Raw genomic sequence first — 15793 nt, 5'->3', positions numbered from 1 at the left:
CAGAGACAATTACTTTAAATGCAGGAGTGCCAACAATATTGCCAACAGGCATCTTAAACGAAACAACGGTTTACGAATTAGTAAGTGTAACCTACACAGGACCTGACGCTTGTTCACAACCCTTAACAGGATCTGCAACGGTAGTGGTTAATCCATTGCCAAAAGTAAGTTTAGAAGACGGATACATTTGTATAGATCCAATCACCTTAGCNACAACAAGACCGTACCNNCTNNACACCCAATTAAACGAAGGCGAATATACCTTTGAATGGTTTGATGCCAATGGAACAATTGCAGGAGCGACAAAAACATTTTACGATGCAGTAGAAGTGGGTCAATATGGTGTAACGATTACCAATATCATTACACTATGTCAACAAACAGCTTACGCCAATGTAGATTCATCTGCACCACCAACGGACTTTACTTATGCGGTAAGTGGATACTTTGCTGAAAATCCAACAATAGTCATTACAGCCACGCCAATGGGTAATTACGAATACCAATTGGATAATGGACCATTCCAAGAAAGCAATGTATTTGACAACGTAACTATGGGAACACACTTCATCACGGTTCGTGATCCACAAGCCTGTGACGTATTGACAAAATCAGTACTGATTGTAGACTATCCAAAATATTTTACACCAAATGGAGACGGCATAAAGGACACATGGAATATTTCTTCAATTAGAGGGATTTCTATTTCAAAAATTTATATATTTGACCGATTTGGAAAATTACTCAAAGAGATGAGTACTTCAGGATCAGGATGGGACGGTACCTACAACGGTCAACTCCTTCCAGCGGCGGATTATTGGTTTACCATCAATTACCAAGAAGCAGGAATTAATAAAGAATTTAGAGCACATTTTTCATTAAAACGATAACCCCAATGAATTTTAAAAAGAGATATTTAGTACTTCTATTGTTTATATCACAAATTTCATTTTCACAAGAAGGAATAGCGATTTATTCAGATTATTTATCAGATAATTTATATCTAATTCACCCATCAATGGCTGGTGCAGCGAATTGTGCGAAAGTGCGATTAACGGGAAGACAACAATGGTTTGGGAATGATAAAGCGCCTGCATTGCAAACGGCAAGTTTCAACGGTAGATTGGGAGATCAGTCCGGAGCTGGAATTATTTTGTTCAACGACGAAAATGGATACCATTCACAAAAAGGGTTTAAATTGACGTATGCCCACCACATTATGTTCTCAAGATCAGATGTGGATTTGAACCAACTTTCATTTGGTATAAGTGGAGGATTAGTACAAAGCCAATTGGATCAAAGCGACTGGAATGATGGTATTTATGATCCTATCGTAAACGGTTTGGTTCAAAAAGATGCTTATTTCAATGTGGATATTGGAGCTTCGTACAACTACTTAGAATTTTTCACACACTTTACTGTGAAAAATGTGTTGGCCAGTAAAAGAGATATTTATACTGAAATTGAGTCAGATAACTTAAGAAAATACATCTTGAGTGCTGGTTATGTTTTTGGTAACAGCGATAGATTGCAATGGGAGCCTTCCGTTCTTTTTCAATTGACCGACGAAACCAAAGAAAAATTGGTCGACTTAAACGTGAAGTTGTACAAAGATTTTGATTTTGGAAAACTGTGGGGTGGATTATCATACAGACGAAGTTTTGACGCTACACAATATCTTGACGGAGGTCGGGTTCAAACACAACGCTTGCAATACCTAACTCCAGTGTTGGGATTGAATTATAAAAATTTAGTTTTTGCCTATACGTATTCTCATTTGTTAGGAGACATCAAATTTGATCAAGGTGGTTTTCACCAAATTACTTTGGGAATCAACTTGTTCTGTAAACAAGAGAAATGGGATTGTAACTGTCCTGCGATCAACTAAAAAATTGATGTTTTATACAATTAAGTCCCGCTATTTGTCGGGACTTTTTTAATTTTGAAAATCATGATTATAAAATCAGTAAACGGAAAAGCACCACAAATTCCAGAAGATTGTTTTGTGGCTGAAAACGCAACAATCGTCGGCGAGGTGAGTTTTGGCGCAAACTGTAGTATATGGTATAACGCCGTAATTAGAGGCGACGTAAATCAAATTACGATTGGAAACAAAGTAAATATCCAAGATGGGGCAATCATTCATTGTACGTACCAAAAACACGCTACAAAGATTGGAAATAACGTATCAATCGGACATAATGCCATCGTTCACGGGTGCACAATTGAAGACAATGTGTTGATTGGAATGGGTGCGATTGTAATGGACAACTGTGTTGTAAAAAGCAATTCAATTGTTGCAGCAGGAGCCGTAGTTACGCAAAATACGGTGATTGAGTCCGGGACTATTTATGCTGGAGTTCCAGCAAAGAAGGTAAAGGAAATAAATGAATCGAATTTTGCCGGAGAAATTGACCGTATCGCCACCAATTATGTGATGTACTCAAGTTGGTTTAAAGAAGAAAAATAAAAGAATTTAAAAATCGCGTTCTACGACTTCGTACTCGTTTTTTAAAACGTCTTTTAAGACTTTCGGGTCACTGTTCGTAATAAATGTGTGCTGTGAAATTTTAGCATCTGTAAAACCAACGTTACTCTCTAAAACAAATTGCGTTTGTCGCGCTACGGCTTCACCGGAATCAATAATTTGAATCGATGGTGGGAGAATAGCTCTAATTTGCGGAATCAAGTAAGGATAATGACTGCATCCCAAAACCAAATAATCAATATTTGCGTCAATCATCGGTTGTAAATAAGTATGCAGCAAATGATTCATTTCTGGAGAGTTGATCGCGCCATTTTCAATAAGCTGTACTAAACCATGGCCAACTTGTTCTACAATTTTAATGGTAGGGTACTTGTCTAAAGTCTGATTGAACAAAGCACTGTTTAAAGTTCCTTTCGTAGCAAGAATCCCAATCGTCTGTGTTTTTGAATTTAAAGCAGCGGGCTTAATTGCAGGTTCAATTCCTATAAAAGGGACGTTATATATTTCTCGTAATTCTTTAATAGCATTTGTTGTTGCCGTATTGCAAGCGACAACAATCAATTTGCACTTTTGTTCCAATAAAATTTCTACATTCTTGTAACTCAAAGCGATGATTTCCGCTTTGGTTTTTTGTCCGTACGGGGCGTTTTTACTATCAGCGAGGTAAATGGTGCTTTCGTTGGGTAATAAATGATGAATGGCATTCCAGATTGAAGTACCGCCAATGCCTGAATCAAAAAGTCCAATAGGGTAATTGTTTGTCATAAAGCAAATATAAAAAAAAACTGCTCAAGCTTTTGAAAACTTGAGCAGTGATTATATAAGATCATTCAGTGATTAAAATCCCAAATCTTTCTTTACATCAGCAGTAAGATCTGTTCCATCTGCATAAATAAAACTAGCAGCATCTGCTACATATTGGAATCCTTTTGCACGACCTACTTTTTCAATAGAAGTTTTGATTTTCAATTGGATCGGTTTCATTAAATCCATTTGTTTTTGTTGCAATTCTTTTTGAGCATTTTGTCCGTACTCTTGAATTCTTTTTTCCATGTCTTCTACTTCTTTCTGACGGTCTTTGTTGATCGCTTCTGAAACTGTTTCTGCTTCTGTAGAATACTTTTGTAAACGAGACTGTAACTCATTTCTCATTGTTGTAAAATCAGTTTCATACGTTTTACTGATTTTTTCAATTTGCTTTTGAGCATCAAGTACCGCAGGCATTTTAGTCATAATCTCCTCCACATTCACGTGAGCTATCTTTGACTGAGCGTTTACTTGGTTTGCTCCAAAAAATAAAACTGCTGCAAGTAGTAAGGTTTTTAAGTGTTTCATCATTATAAATATTAAAGTAATTAATTAATTTTTGTTTCTATTTTCGTTTGTTACTTATTCGGCTGGTGGCGTTGGAGTTGTTGGTTTCTCCTTCGGCTTATTTGCATTTTTACGATCTTCCAGCGTTTTGGCTTTTTTATCTGCCAATGCTTTTCGGCGATCATCCATTTCTTTTTTCTTAGCGTCAATAGCCGCTTTCCGCTGTATTTCTTTATCCGTTTCTACTTTCGGAGCTACTTCCGTTGCTGGTTTAGTAGTGTTTTCAGTAGCAGGTGTTGCAGGCTGTTCCGATTTATTAGCGGGTTTCACACCATTGCGTTTGTCAATCGCTTCTTGTCTTTTTGCAGCAGCATCCGCTCTTTTTGCATCAGCAGCAGCTTTCCTGTCTTCCATGATTTTTTCGCGTGCCAACTTGCGAACTTCAATGATACTATCTCTAGCCGATTTTTTTTCGTCCAACATTTTTTTGCGAATTGCAAAATCAGAGTTGGCATCCTGAACGTCTTCTTGGTATTCTTTGATCTGCTGTTCCTTCAATTCGCTTTTGCTTACTTGACCTCTTTTAGAAGAACGTGTTAATCTTCTGACGATCATGTCGCTGATGTCAAATTGCTTTGCAGCAAAAATCATCGTTAAATCAGACGATTTGTCAAAAACAAAATCATATTTTCGTTGTTCTGCGATATCTTGAACTGCCGTAAAAACTTGGTCTTGAATAGGCTTCACCAAAACAGATTTCTGTATAATTAAATCACCGTTTGGGCCAAAACGTTTTTCTTGGTATGTCATCAGTTCCTTTTCTTGATACGCAATTTCTTCTTCACGTTCTTCAATTAATTCCTTGGTCAACAGTACCCGTTCAGTTTTTAACGATTCCTTTAATTTGGTAATCTCATTATTCTTAGTGCTTATTTCTTGCTTCCACTTTTGTGCCTTTTGCTCTAATTGATTTTTGGCTTCTGTATAGTCAGGAACATTTTGCAAAATGTATTCCATATCGATGTATCCGATCCGAAGTCCACGAACCACTTGGGCTTGAAGGCTACATGTGAATGCAAATAAAATCGCTAAAATAATGTGCTTCTTCATAATTTATTAATTTATTAGAAAATACCGTGCCAAAGATACTTCTAGAATTGTTGTCCAATGATAAAGTGCGTTTCCCAACCGTTCTTTTGTGTTTGACCTGGCTGTGGATCAAATCCATGTCCGAAGTCAATTCCTAACAATCCAAACGCTGGCATGAATACACGTAATCCAAATCCTGCTGATCGCTGCAATTCAAAAGGATTATAGGTTTTAAAACCGTTATATGCTGCTCCAGCTTCGGCGAAAGCCAAAACATAAATAGAAGCTTGCGGTTTTAACGTGATTGGGTAACGAAGTTCTAACGAGAACTTGTTGTAAATTGTTGCTCCATCTTGTGTACGTTCCTTCGTTTCCATGTTCGTAGAATACGGAGTCAACGTATTATTAGGATATCCCCTCAACTGAATTACTTCTCTTCCGTCTAATGCAAAATTCGCTAATCCATCTCCTCCTAAGAAGAAACGCTCAAAAGGAACATCGCCTCTTTCACTATTGTAATTACCAAGGTAACCAAATTCTCCTAAAGTTCGCAATACTAATTTACCATAAACTTTAGTATACCAATCTGCTTTCAACTTAATTTTATAGTATTCCAACCAGTTGAATTTCTTCTGATCTACTTTTCCTGCATCAGCAGAAGCCTCTTGATAGTTGTCTACTTTCGTATAAGTCGCTTGACCGTTGTCGTTGTAATTGATTTGAATATAATCACCTACTTGTGGAGTATATTGCTCGTTAGTTACTGGATAAGTGTCTTTTGCTCCGTAACGCTTTTTATATTCTTGTTGGTTTTCCAAATCACCATAATCAACTCCATTAAATAGGGAATAAGGTGGTGTTACTTTCGCAGAAATACTGAATTCCGAACCTTGCGTAGGGAAAACAGGGTTGATTCCTTTGTTCGTATGCGTAAATCCTATTGTATAAGCAAAGTTGCGAGAAGATCCATCTCCAAAGGTAAATAATCCAGTGTTGTAGTTGTTCAAATCATAGAATTGAAAACTCAACGATTGTGATAAATACGAATCGTTATCAGGCACAGTCAATCTTTTTGACAAACCGACCGATAAGGAGATGATGTTGAAACTTCTACTTCTATCTACATTATTAGTTGAAAAGTTATTGGAGAACTGCTTACTGTAAGAAAGCGAAGTGTTAAAACTCACAGGTTTCTTTCCACCAAACCAAGGCTCAGCAAAACTTAAACTATAGGTTTGGAAATAACTACTTCCTTGCAAACGCAATGATACTTTCTGACCGTCACCCATTGGAACAGGTTGGTAAGCTTCTTTGTTGAAAATGTTTCTAGCGGAGAAGTTGTTAAACGACAATCCTAAAGTTCCGATGAATCCACCGCCACCATAACCTCCTTGAAGTTCAATTTGGCTCGAGCCTTTTTCAACTAAATTCCATTCGATGTCAACCGTTCCTGCAGAAGGATCTACGTTTTTAAATTTAGGGTCAATTGCTTCTGGATCGAAAAAGCCCAATCCTCCAATTTCTCTAACCGTACGGATTACATCTTCACGGCTGTATTTTTCTCCTGGTTTCGTTCTTAATTCACGGTAGATTACTTTATCATTTGTTTTGTCGTTTCCAACCACCGTAATTTTATTAAAATACGCTAATGGACCTTCTAAAATTCGGATTTCAAAATCAATCGTGTCATTCGCTGTTCGAACTTCTACTGCATTGATTTGTGAAAATAAATAACCACTGTTTTGGTATAAATTCGTAATGTCTTCTCCGTCTGGTTTGCTTTTATCAGCAATTCTTTTTTCTAATAAAACACCATTGTAAACATCACCTTTTTTAATGCCAATTAAATTACGCAATCCTTGATCTGCATATACAGAGTTTCCTAAAAATTTAATGTCGCCAAAGTAATATTTTCTACCTTCTACTAAATTAATTTTAATAGCAAGATCGTTTTTAGCTTTGTCGTATACAACCGTATCAGAGATAATTCGGGCATCACGGTATCCTTTTTCTTTATATTTGTCAAGTACAGCTTTTAAATCTTCTTCGTATTTATCCTTGATGTATTTTGATCTTTTTAAGACGCGGAAAAAGTTCTTTTGTTTCGTATTAGACATCGCTTTACGCAATTTCTTGTCTGAAAATTTCTCATTTCCTTCAAAATCAATTGAGGCAATTTTCACCTTTTCACCTTTGTCAATGTTGATCAACATTTTCACCTCATTTCCAGAAGTAGTATCTGAAGTGGTAACAATATTGACTTTCGTGTTGTAAAAACCGTCTTTTCTATATTTATTTTGGATGTAATTCTTTGTAGTTGTGATTAAATTTTCGTTGACAATTTTTCCCACAGTCAATCCATTGTCTTTAATCAATCCCTCTTTTTTGCTTTTCTTAACACCTGTTATTTTAACTTCGTTAAGTTTAGGCAACTCAATTAGATTAAGTTCTAAATAAATGCTATCTCCTTCAATTCTATTGATGTAGAAATCAATTTCGCTGAACAGTTCGATTTCGCCTAATTTTTTAATTGCATTACTAATTTGCTCTCCAGGAACAGTAATGCTTTGCCCTTTTTCCAATCCGGAATAAAGGATGACGTTTTGTTTATTAAAAGTCACTTTTCCAGTAACATCGATATCAGCTAAAATATACGTTTTACCTTGGTCAAACGGAATTCTGTCTTGTGCTTTTGCCTGAAAAATACTTCCGAAAAAAAGTACCGAGACGAATAGGGGTATGCTTTTATATAACACTAAAAAATTATTTAATTTGTTCACTTGTTTTTCCGAATCTTCGTTCCCGCTTCTGATAGCTGATAATTGCTTCATATAAATGATCTTCTGTAAAGTCGGGCCAAAGAACGTCTGTAAAATACAATTCTGCATAGGCAATTTGCCACAACAGAAAGTTACTGATTCGATGTTCGCCACTTGTTCGTATTAATAAATCTACGTCAGGTAAATTTTGCGTGTAAAGATGCTCATTTATAATTGCTTCATCAATAGCGTCTATTGAAATTATATTATTTTTAACTTTACTTGTAATTTTTTTAACGGCAGAAATCAGCTCTTCCCTTGACCCGTAACTCAAGGCCACTGTGAGCGTCATTCGGGTGTTGTCTTTCGTCTTTGTAATTACTTCTAGAAGTTCTTTTTGAATGGACTTGGGCAATTTGTCCGTATTGCCAATAGTAGTAAGTTTAATGTTGTTTTCTATGAGGCTTTTAAGTTCGCGTTTAAGTGACGAAACCAAAAGCTTCATTAAAGTGTCAATTTCAAGTTTTGGGCGGTTCCAATTTTCAGTAGAAAAAGCATAAAGCGTCAAGTTCTTAACACCTATTCGGGCACAAGTTTCAACCGTTACTTTTACTGATTTCGCACCATTTTCATGGCCGAAAGCCCGTAACATTCCCTGCTTTTTTGCCCAACGGCCATTTCCATCCATAATGATGGCAATGTGTTGGGGTAAATTCTCTTCGTTAATTTCGCTTTTTAAATCCATCAAATCAATCACAAAAACAAGGTTTTCTTCCAAAGGTGTACGTCAGCGTAAATCCTGAAAAAACGTACCAATCATTACTATTTATATTTCCAAAACGGGTATTCTCTAAATTTTTATTCGTCGGAGAACTACCGTCAATATCATCTGCAAAGGTATATCGAGGTGCAACTTCAAAGCCAACAATTAAACGTTTCGTTAGATTTGTTTTCACTCCTAAAGCAAAAGGAATTGAAAGTGTTCCATGATCGGAATCCGATTTCGTAACATTTGGTGCTTCGTAAAATAGACCTTTATAATGGGTATAGGTCAAGCCTAAAAACACATAAGGCGTAAATTGCCGCTCCAATTGATGCAAATCAAACTCAAAAAAATTGAATTCAAGTCCTAAAGATACTTCTTTTACCGTATTTTCAAAGTCATAATCCCTTTGCTTTCGCGAGGACATATCAGACTCGCTGTCATCTGCGGTAATTTTTGCCATACTTACAGAAGCCCTCCAGGAATGACGTGGACTGCGGTTCCATTTATATAATAATCCAAAAGCAAACTCGTTAGGCTTGATATAAGTGGTTTCACCTACATCTCCAACAAAATTACTTCCTCCAGCAAAAACGCCAATTTCATGGATTTGTGCCGGTGCAGAAACCGCAATTAATAATAAAAATGATAAAATCAGTCTATTCATAAAATTGAAAATAGCGTGCAAATATAATAATTCTGCGTACTAAATGGGTAAGATTTTAGTATTAATGACAATTATATTCAAACGGTTCATAGTTGTGTTGAAATAATAATCAAACGGAAAGAAAAGTGATTAAGTATTAGAAGCGCTCATTTTCCTCAATTAATTTCGCTTGTCCTCGCCCCAAAGTAATTTTGTACGCAAAGTTTTAAAGAAAGTCTCGTTTGGAATTTCCACCATATTGATTTGAAATGACGTTTTCTTGATGGTGATTACGGAATCATTTTCAACAGAAGTAATCCGCGAGTCCATAGAAACTAAATAGTGTTCCTCACGGCCTGACACTCGAAGTGTGATTTCAGTATGGTCTGGAATTACAAGCGGTCGTGCGTTTAAATTGTGTGGTGCAATCGGTGTGATGACTAAACTTTTTACTTCCGGAGTTAAAATTGGTCCACCACAACTCAACGAGTATCCGGTAGAACCTGTTGGCGTAGCAATAATTAATCCGTCAGCCCAATAGGAAGTCAACAATTCGCCATCAAGATGAGTTTCAATAGTAATCATGGAAGTGGTGTCTTTTCGACTTACCGAAATTTCGTTCATGGCAAAATTAATTTCCATCAAATCTTTGTTTTTTGGAAAAACACTTGCTTTTAGTAAAGTTCGCTTTGAAATTTTATAGTTCTTATCAACTACCATTTGTAAAAAAGTGGCAATGTCTTCTTTCTGAACCGAAGCTAAAAATCCAAGTCGACCGGCATTTATTCCCAATATCGGAATGCCTGAGTTCCGCACCAAAGTAGCTGATCTTAAAATGGTTCCGTCGCCTCCAATGCTTAAAAATAAGTCAAAGGTTTTGTCCAATTCCTTGTGAGAACTAAATGTTTTGTAGTCTTTGGTGACCAATTTTTTTTCGTACAAAATCTTCAAAAAACTAGCTTCAATGACAAGATCAATGTTTTGTGCATTAAAAAACACAAAGATGTCGCGGATGATTGGTTCAGTGCTGTTTTGATAATATTGTCCGTAAATAGCAACTTTCATAGTAGGTGTGTTTTGTAAAGAAGAACGAAATTGAGTGCGTAAACAGCGATTAAATATTCAAATATTTGTCTAAATAATCAGAGCGTTCTTTCAAATTGGATAAATAACTGTCTTCTTGACTTTCAGAAATAATGGAATAGCCGTAACGACGGAAGGTTTGATTGATTTCATTGACACTGCCCGAAGTTATTTTCAAAGTAATTTGCACATCCTGAGAAGTGGAAGTGGAGATAAAACTCCCCAAAAGTTTTGCACCATTGCCTTCAACAATTTGCACTACTTCTGACATGGAATAATCTAAAACCCCTTTTTCAACCACTATAATATCACCATGCTCTTTTAAAAAAGGCGTGTCGTTAAAGAAACTGATGATGTCTTGGATTTCATAATAGCCCACATATATATTCTCTGGGTTTAAAACAGGAAGTATATTGGTTTGATTTTGTGCAAAAACCTCTAAAACGTCGAGCCAAACCATGTCCGTCCGGACAAAAAATCCTTCGAGGTTGAAGCGGTAATCACTTATTTTTTTCTCAACCTCATACGCTTCTACGTCTTCCGCTTGAATGCTTCCTAGATAAATTCGCTCGTCAACTACTGGGAAATGAGTAAAATTGGCATCAGCAAAAAAATCCTGAACACTTGCAATCGTATCTTCGATTGCTAAAGGCTTGTAATCGTTGTTGATGTAGTCGTTAATTTCAGTCATAAGTGCTGTGGGATTTGGCGTCTGCAAAATAATCAAATTTTAGAACAATAAGCCTCGTTTAACTTTGTATTTTTGTAATTGAAAAACAGGTTTAATCCTTCAAAAAGTATTCCAATGACAAAATTAAGTGTAAACATCAATAAAATTGCCACTTTGCGAAATGCCCGAGGCGGAAATGTACCCGATTTACTTCAAGTTGCAAAAGATATTGAGCGGTTTGGCGGACAAGGAATCACGATTCATCCCCGACCAGACGAACGCCACATTCGGTACCAAGATGCACGAGATCTAAAAAAAATAGTAACTACAGAATTTAATATTGAGGGAAATCCAGAACGTAGTTTTATGGATTTGGTGTTGGAAGTAAAACCAACGCAAGTTACTCTAGTTCCTGACGCTGTGGATGCGATCACGTCAAATGCAGGTTGGGATACGGTGAAACACGCCGATTATTTAAAGGAAATTATTCAAGAATTTCAACGCAACGACATTCGCGTTTCCGTATTCGTTGATCCCGTTTTGAAAATGATTGAAGGTGCGAAATTAATTGATGCAGACCGAATTGAATTGTATACCGAAGCGTTCGCGCACGATTACAGCCTGGGAAATAAAAATGGAATTCTTCCTTATGTTGAAGCGGCCAAATTGGCAAATGCATTGAATTTAGGAATTAATGCGGGACATGATTTGAGTTTGGATAACATTCAATTTTTCAAAGAAAACATTCCTAATTTATTAGAAGTTTCCATAGGTCATGCTTTGATTTCAGAAGCACTTTATCTTGGTTTAGATAACGTAGTGAATATGTATTTAGCGAAATTAAAGTAACCGAGTACTATTGAGATCTCTCAATTCCTAAATCACAATTCGTAAATCATAAATCAGTATGTTGTATTCAAAAATAGAAGGTTCAGGAAAGCCGTTCGTAATTATGCATGGTTTTCTAGGTATGTCGGACAATTGGAAAACACTAGGAACTCAATTTGCAGAAAGTGGCTTTGAAGTGCACATGCTGGATTTGAGAAACCACGGAAGAAGTATTCAATCTGCCGCATTCAATTATGATTTGATGGTAAACGACGTAGTGGAATATTGCCGCGAAAAAAACTTAACCTCCATTTATTTATTAGGTCATTCGATGGGTGGAAAAGTGGCGATGTTTACCGCAACACAATTTCCGGATTTGGTTGAAAAACTAATTGTGGCAGATATAGGTGTGAAATATTACAAACCCCATCACGATGAAATTCTAGCCGGATTGTCAGCGGTAGATTTTTCGAAAAAACCAAGCAGGAGTGACGTCGAAGAAATTCTAACGCCTTATATTCCTGATTTTGGAACACGCCAATTTCTAATGAAAAGTTTGTATTGGAAAGAGCCGGGCCAACTCGCATTCCGATTTAATTTGGACGCATTTATTGCAAACAAAGACGTAATTGGTGATGCTTTAAATGCAGATGCTGTTTTTAATAAACCAACCTTATTTTTAAAAGGAGCAAATTCACGTTATATCTTAGAAACGGATGCGGCTGAAATTAAAAAGCATTTCCCAAAAGCAGCAATAGAAAGTATTGCAAATGCAGGCCATTGGCTCCATGCCGAAAATCCAAAAGATTTTTACGACCTTACAATGCAGTTTTTAAACGCTTAAACAATTGATCTAAAATAAAAAAGGAGTTTTCACCAGTTGAAAACTCCTTTTTTTATAAGTTGAAATTAAAGTTGTGAAATTACTTCTTCATGAATTTCACAGTAGAAACAGCTCCATTCGCATCAGAAGCTTGCACTACATACATGCCGGTTTTTAAATTAGAAACATCAACAGCCGTTTTTCCTGAAGTGAAATTTTGTGAAAGTACTTGTTTTCCTAAAACATCAAAAATAACAACGGAAGTGACATCCACACCTGAAAATTGAACTGTGTTTTGTGCGGGATTTGGCCAAACGGCTAATTTACTTTCGGCGTTAAATGAGTTGATTCCAAGTTGTGTTCCAGTGTATTTGTAAATTCCACCTGCTGTCGGCGAGGTTGTAAATCCACTTCCGAATCCTAAAAACGAATCTTTGAATTTTAATGTGCCTATTTGAACGCCTGGTGTAAGTTGTGTCCAAGTTAGTCCATTGTCGTTACTGTAAGAAGTATAATAAATGTTATTGGCACTTCCAACAGTTATTGCGGTATTGGTTCCAGGAATGTAAGCCAAGTCATTTCCGCCCATAACGCCAGTAAAAGCGACGGATGTCCATGTAGTTCCGCCATTTATTGTTTTATATAACAAAGGTGTTGTTCCTGATTTTACAAGCAAGCCGTTCATAGCATCTTTAAATGCATAGGATCCTGAAGTAGTGCTTCCTCCAAAATCTGTTATTGGAGATTGAGAAACGGTCCAGTTTAATCCCTTGTCAATAGATTTGAAAATCCTTCCTTTATTTGTTCCAAACCAAATAATGTTGCCACTTACATCGTAATTGTGAACATAACCATATTCATTTGTCAAAGGTGCAGGAATATTTGCACTTGGAACACGCGTCCAATTTGTGCCACCGTTAGTCGTTGTATACAATTCGAAATAACCACCAGCAGGATCGCCTTGCGCAAATCCATTAGTAGCATCCCAGAAATAAACAATATTTGTAAACGAATCCGAGGTATCGTTGAATAATGCTGTGGATTGTTTTGCCCAAGTTGCTCCAGAATCTGTTGTTTTCCATATTCCGCCAAGAACCGTATTGGGATTCGTAGAATAAGCGGTTACCCAAGCGGTAGTTGCTGAAAACGCATGGATTGAAGAAATGCTGAGAAAAGATTGATTGGTTCCTAGATTGATGTATCCAGAATTCCAAGTGTTTCCGCCGTCAATACTTCGTGTGAATTGCCTCACATTTGCAGGCGTATTACTTGCTCCATCGTAGGCTTTCGCCCAAATAACGTTATTGTCAACAATACTAATGTCGTCCAAACCACGACTGAGTTCGCTAAAAGTCGTTGCTTTGGAAGTCCAGAAATCTTGACCAAAAGAAGTGAGTGCCGTCAGGCAAATCGATAAGAGTAGAATTTTTTTCATAATTTAGCAGGTTAAAGGTTAAATATGCTTTCAAATTTAAATAAAAATTTGTTAGATATTTACAATTCGAAATAAAATAATAGTAAAATAAACATCCTATGTATTTAATTGTTAGAATATTGGTCACTGCAATTTTAGTTACGCTACTTGCAAATTTCCTCGGCGGCGTTTCAGTAGATAGTTTCTCCACATCAATTGTTGTGGCAATCGTTCTCGCTTTATTAAACTTATTTGTAAAGCCTATCTTGATTTTATTCACTTTGCCGGTAACCATTTTAACTTTCGGTTTGTTTTTACTAGTGATAAATGCAGTAATTATCATGTTGTGTCACGAGTTGGTAACTGGTTTTTCAGTGTCGAGCTTCTGGTATGCCTTATTATTTAGTGTGTTGCTTTCCATTGGTCAAACACTTGTGTTTTCATTTTCAGGCGAGCGAAAATAGTTGGTTTTGCAGGAAAATTTCGCTTGTTAATTGTTTGGTAATACAACAACTAAAAACTTGCTAGGCTTGGAAAAATGTTTTAATTTTGCCACCCAATTTTAGCACGTAAAACAATGAATGTTACCAGAAAAAATACCGACGATTTAAATGCAGTAATTACTGTAGCCATTTATAAATCTGATTACACCTACAGAATAGACAATATGATGAAGGAGTATCAGAAACAAACTGAACTTCCAGGTTTTAGAAAAGGAACGGTTCCAATGAGTGTTATCGTTCAAAAATACCGTCAGCCTCTTTTCTTGGACGAAGTAAACAAAGCGATTCAAGCCGATTTAAATAAATATTTCCAACAAGAAAAATTAGACCTATTAGGGAATCCACTTCCTGTTGTAGTAGAAAACAGAGATTGGGAAGCTGAAAAATTAGAATTTGATTTCGAAATTGCGTTAGCGCCAACTTTTGACATCGATTTAGAAGGTTTAGGTGAAATCACTCAATATAAAATCATCGCAGATGACAATATGTTGAATGAACAATTAGCTCGTATGCAAAAGCAATACGGAAAAATGACGCCAAACGAAGTTTTTGAAAAAGGGAATGACGTGACAGGAACGTTCAGAAACGAAGACAAAGCCATCGACAGTCCAGCTACTATTTCTTTTGATATTTTTAAAGATCCTAAAACGGAAAACTTATTCTTAGGCAAAAAAGTAGGTGATGTTATTACTTTAAACACAAAAGGTTTATTTGCTGATGATCACCAATTAATGGAATATTTAAAAGTAAGTCATGATGATGTACACGGTTTAGATATTGATGTTGATTTTACCATCGAAGAAATCAATGCAATCGAGCCAGCTGAATTAAATCAAGAATTGTTTGATAAATTATTCGGAGAAGGAAATGTTTCTTCTGTTGAAGAAGTGAAAGCGAAAATCAAACAAGATGCTGAAAAGCAATTTGAAGGTCAAGCTAACCAACAATTTTTGAATGACGTAACGGAAGGTTTGTTGCACAATACAAAATTTGATTTACCAGCTGAATTTTTGAAAAAATGGATTCAAACGGTAGGTGAAAAACAATTGACACTAGAAGAAGCAGAAGCAGAATACGCTCGTTCTGAAAATGGATTGCGTTACCAATTGATCGAAGGAAAAGTGATGTCAAGCAATAATTTGCAAATTAATTTTGAAGAATTAAAAGCATACGCTGCTGAAATGATCAAAATGCAAATGGCACAATTCGGACAAATGGATCCGTCTACAGCTGACATCGACGGAATCGTTGCACGAGTTCTTGGAAACCAAGAAGAAGTAAAACGTCTTTCTGATCAAGTGATGAGCGAAAAAATGTTGGCACTTTACAAATCAAAAGTAAAATCAACAGTTAAAGAAGTAAATTACCAAGAATTTGTTGCTGCATCTTACGGCGAATAATTTCTAGGAAAAT

The 15793-nt window shown here is 36.3% G+C and carries 16 protein-coding genes; 7 read left to right on the top strand and 9 right to left on the bottom strand.

Going from position 1 to position 15793, the window contains the following annotated elements; genetic code table 11:
• Positions 1-485 precede the first annotated feature (485 nt).
• From YWA_RS15915 to YWA_RS0113950, 3 genes are all read left to right on the top strand, one after another.
• On the top strand, positions 486-890 hold the full coding sequence (locus tag YWA_RS15915; RefSeq protein WP_449528476.1) for a T9SS type B sorting domain-containing protein: 405 nt from the start codon (positions 486-488) through the stop codon (positions 888-890).
• A 5-nt stretch (positions 891-895) separates the two neighbouring features.
• The gene (locus tag YWA_RS0113955; protein ID WP_022829139.1) at positions 896-1888 is read left to right on the top strand and encodes a PorP/SprF family type IX secretion system membrane protein; all 993 of its coding nucleotides are present in this window, start codon (positions 896-898) and stop codon (positions 1886-1888) included.
• A gap of 63 nt (positions 1889-1951) precedes the next feature.
• The gene (locus tag YWA_RS0113950) at positions 1952-2470 is read left to right on the top strand and encodes a gamma carbonic anhydrase family protein (RefSeq protein ID WP_022829138.1); all 519 of its coding nucleotides are present in this window, start codon (positions 1952-1954) and stop codon (positions 2468-2470) included.
• Positions 2471-2476: 6 nt separating this feature from the next.
• On the opposite strand, the gene murI is transcribed toward YWA_RS0113950, so the two are convergent.
• The 8 genes from murI to YWA_RS0113910 form a co-directional block, all read right to left on the bottom strand.
• Positions 2477-3253, bottom strand: a complete 777-nt coding sequence (gene murI, locus YWA_RS0113945; protein WP_022829137.1) for a glutamate racemase — start codon at positions 3251-3253, stop codon at positions 2477-2479.
• Positions 3254-3325: 72 nt separating this feature from the next.
• Positions 3326-3823, bottom strand: coding sequence for an OmpH family outer membrane protein (locus YWA_RS0113940; RefSeq protein WP_022829136.1), 498 nt, complete (start codon positions 3821-3823; stop codon positions 3326-3328).
• Between the two features lie 54 nt (positions 3824-3877).
• Positions 3878-4912, bottom strand: coding sequence for an OmpH family outer membrane protein (locus tag YWA_RS0113935; protein ID WP_022829135.1), 1035 nt, complete (start codon positions 4910-4912; stop codon positions 3878-3880).
• A gap of 41 nt (positions 4913-4953) precedes the next feature.
• Positions 4954-7722: an outer membrane protein assembly factor BamA gene (gene bamA, locus YWA_RS0113930; protein WP_022829134.1), complete on the bottom strand. Its 2769-nt coding sequence runs from the start codon at positions 7720-7722 to the stop codon at positions 4954-4956.
• Entirely contained in the window at positions 7655-8395 is a 741-nt protein-coding gene (locus YWA_RS0113925; protein WP_026718821.1) for an isoprenyl transferase, read from the bottom strand. Before YWA_RS0113925 ends, bamA begins: the two co-directional genes overlap by 68 nt.
• A 4-nt stretch (positions 8396-8399) precedes the next feature.
• Positions 8400-9080, bottom strand: a complete 681-nt coding sequence (porG, locus tag YWA_RS0113920) for a type IX secretion system protein PorG (protein WP_022829132.1) — start codon at positions 9078-9080, stop codon at positions 8400-8402.
• A 159-nt stretch (positions 9081-9239) separates the two neighbouring features.
• Positions 9240-10124 carry an NAD kinase gene (locus YWA_RS0113915; protein ID WP_022829131.1) on the bottom strand — a complete coding sequence of 295 codons (885 nt, stop codon included), beginning with the start codon at positions 10122-10124 and terminating at the stop codon, positions 9240-9242.
• A gap of 49 nt (positions 10125-10173) precedes the next feature.
• On the bottom strand, positions 10174-10833 hold the full coding sequence (locus YWA_RS0113910) for a CBS domain-containing protein (protein WP_022829130.1): 660 nt from the start codon (positions 10831-10833) through the stop codon (positions 10174-10176).
• 114 nt (positions 10834-10947) lie between these two features.
• On the opposite strand from YWA_RS0113910, the gene YWA_RS0113905 reads away from it, so the two are divergent.
• Both YWA_RS0113905 and YWA_RS0113900 read left to right on the top strand, forming a co-directional pair.
• A complete protein-coding gene (locus YWA_RS0113905) occupies positions 10948-11661 on the top strand; it encodes a pyridoxine 5'-phosphate synthase (RefSeq protein ID WP_026718820.1) in 714 nt (237 codons plus the stop codon).
• A 58-nt stretch (positions 11662-11719) separates the two neighbouring features.
• A complete protein-coding gene (locus YWA_RS0113900) occupies positions 11720-12484 on the top strand; it encodes an alpha/beta fold hydrolase (RefSeq protein WP_022829128.1) in 765 nt (254 codons plus the stop codon).
• 79 nt (positions 12485-12563) lie between these two features.
• On the opposite strand, the gene YWA_RS0113895 is transcribed toward YWA_RS0113900, so the two are convergent.
• Positions 12564-13898, bottom strand: coding sequence for a T9SS type A sorting domain-containing protein (locus YWA_RS0113895; protein ID WP_022829127.1), 1335 nt, complete (start codon positions 13896-13898; stop codon positions 12564-12566).
• A gap of 98 nt (positions 13899-13996) precedes the next feature.
• On the opposite strand from YWA_RS0113895, the gene YWA_RS0113890 reads away from it, so the two are divergent.
• Both YWA_RS0113890 and tig read left to right on the top strand, forming a co-directional pair.
• Complete coding sequence (locus YWA_RS0113890) at positions 13997-14341, top strand: phage holin family protein (RefSeq protein WP_022829126.1); 345 nt, start codon at positions 13997-13999, stop codon at positions 14339-14341.
• 113 nt (positions 14342-14454) lie between these two features.
• On the top strand, positions 14455-15780 hold the full coding sequence (gene tig, locus YWA_RS0113885) for a trigger factor (protein WP_022829125.1): 1326 nt from the start codon (positions 14455-14457) through the stop codon (positions 15778-15780).
• Positions 15781-15793 lie beyond the last annotated feature (13 nt).

It is taken from the genome of Flavobacterium antarcticum DSM 19726 (assembly GCF_000419685.1).
Lineage (GTDB): Bacteria > Bacteroidota > Bacteroidia > Flavobacteriales > Flavobacteriaceae > Flavobacterium > Flavobacterium antarcticum.
This window is presented reverse-complemented; position numbering and strand designations above follow the sequence as displayed.

What these genes read in the sequence shown, in the direction of transcription:
- YWA_RS15915 (WP_449528476.1), top strand. Translation starts at nt 486, where the DNA reads ATGGGTAATTACGAATACCAATTGGATAATGGACCATTCCAAGAAAGC.
- YWA_RS0113955 (WP_022829139.1), top strand. Translation starts at nt 896, where the DNA reads ATGAATTTTAAAAAGAGATATTTAGTACTTCTATTGTTTATATCACAA.
- YWA_RS0113950 (WP_022829138.1), top strand. Translation starts at nt 1,952, where the DNA reads ATGATTATAAAATCAGTAAACGGAAAAGCACCACAAATTCCAGAAGAT.
- murI (WP_022829137.1), bottom strand. Translation starts at nt 3,253, where the DNA reads ATGACAAACAATTACCCTATTGGACTTTTTGATTCAGGCATTGGCGGT.
- YWA_RS0113940 (WP_022829136.1), bottom strand. Translation starts at nt 3,823, where the DNA reads ATGAAACACTTAAAAACCTTACTACTTGCAGCAGTTTTATTTTTTGGA.
- YWA_RS0113935 (WP_022829135.1), bottom strand. Translation starts at nt 4,912, where the DNA reads ATGAAGAAGCACATTATTTTAGCGATTTTATTTGCATTCACATGTAGC.
- bamA (WP_022829134.1), bottom strand. Translation starts at nt 7,722, where the DNA reads ATGAAGCAATTATCAGCTATCAGAAGCGGGAACGAAGATTCGGAAAAA.
- YWA_RS0113925 (WP_026718821.1), bottom strand. Translation starts at nt 8,395, where the DNA reads ATGGATTTAAAAAGCGAAATTAACGAAGAGAATTTACCCCAACACATT.
- porG (WP_022829132.1), bottom strand. Translation starts at nt 9,080, where the DNA reads ATGAATAGACTGATTTTATCATTTTTATTATTAATTGCGGTTTCTGCA.
- YWA_RS0113915 (WP_022829131.1), bottom strand. Translation starts at nt 10,124, where the DNA reads ATGAAAGTTGCTATTTACGGACAATATTATCAAAACAGCACTGAACCA.
- YWA_RS0113910 (WP_022829130.1), bottom strand. Translation starts at nt 10,833, where the DNA reads ATGACTGAAATTAACGACTACATCAACAACGATTACAAGCCTTTAGCA.
- YWA_RS0113905 (WP_026718820.1), top strand. Translation starts at nt 10,948, where the DNA reads ATGACAAAATTAAGTGTAAACATCAATAAAATTGCCACTTTGCGAAAT.
- YWA_RS0113900 (WP_022829128.1), top strand. Translation starts at nt 11,720, where the DNA reads ATGTTGTATTCAAAAATAGAAGGTTCAGGAAAGCCGTTCGTAATTATG.
- YWA_RS0113895 (WP_022829127.1), bottom strand. Translation starts at nt 13,898, where the DNA reads ATGAAAAAAATTCTACTCTTATCGATTTGCCTGACGGCACTCACTTCT.
- YWA_RS0113890 (WP_022829126.1), top strand. Translation starts at nt 13,997, where the DNA reads ATGTATTTAATTGTTAGAATATTGGTCACTGCAATTTTAGTTACGCTA.
- tig (WP_022829125.1), top strand. Translation starts at nt 14,455, where the DNA reads ATGAATGTTACCAGAAAAAATACCGACGATTTAAATGCAGTAATTACT.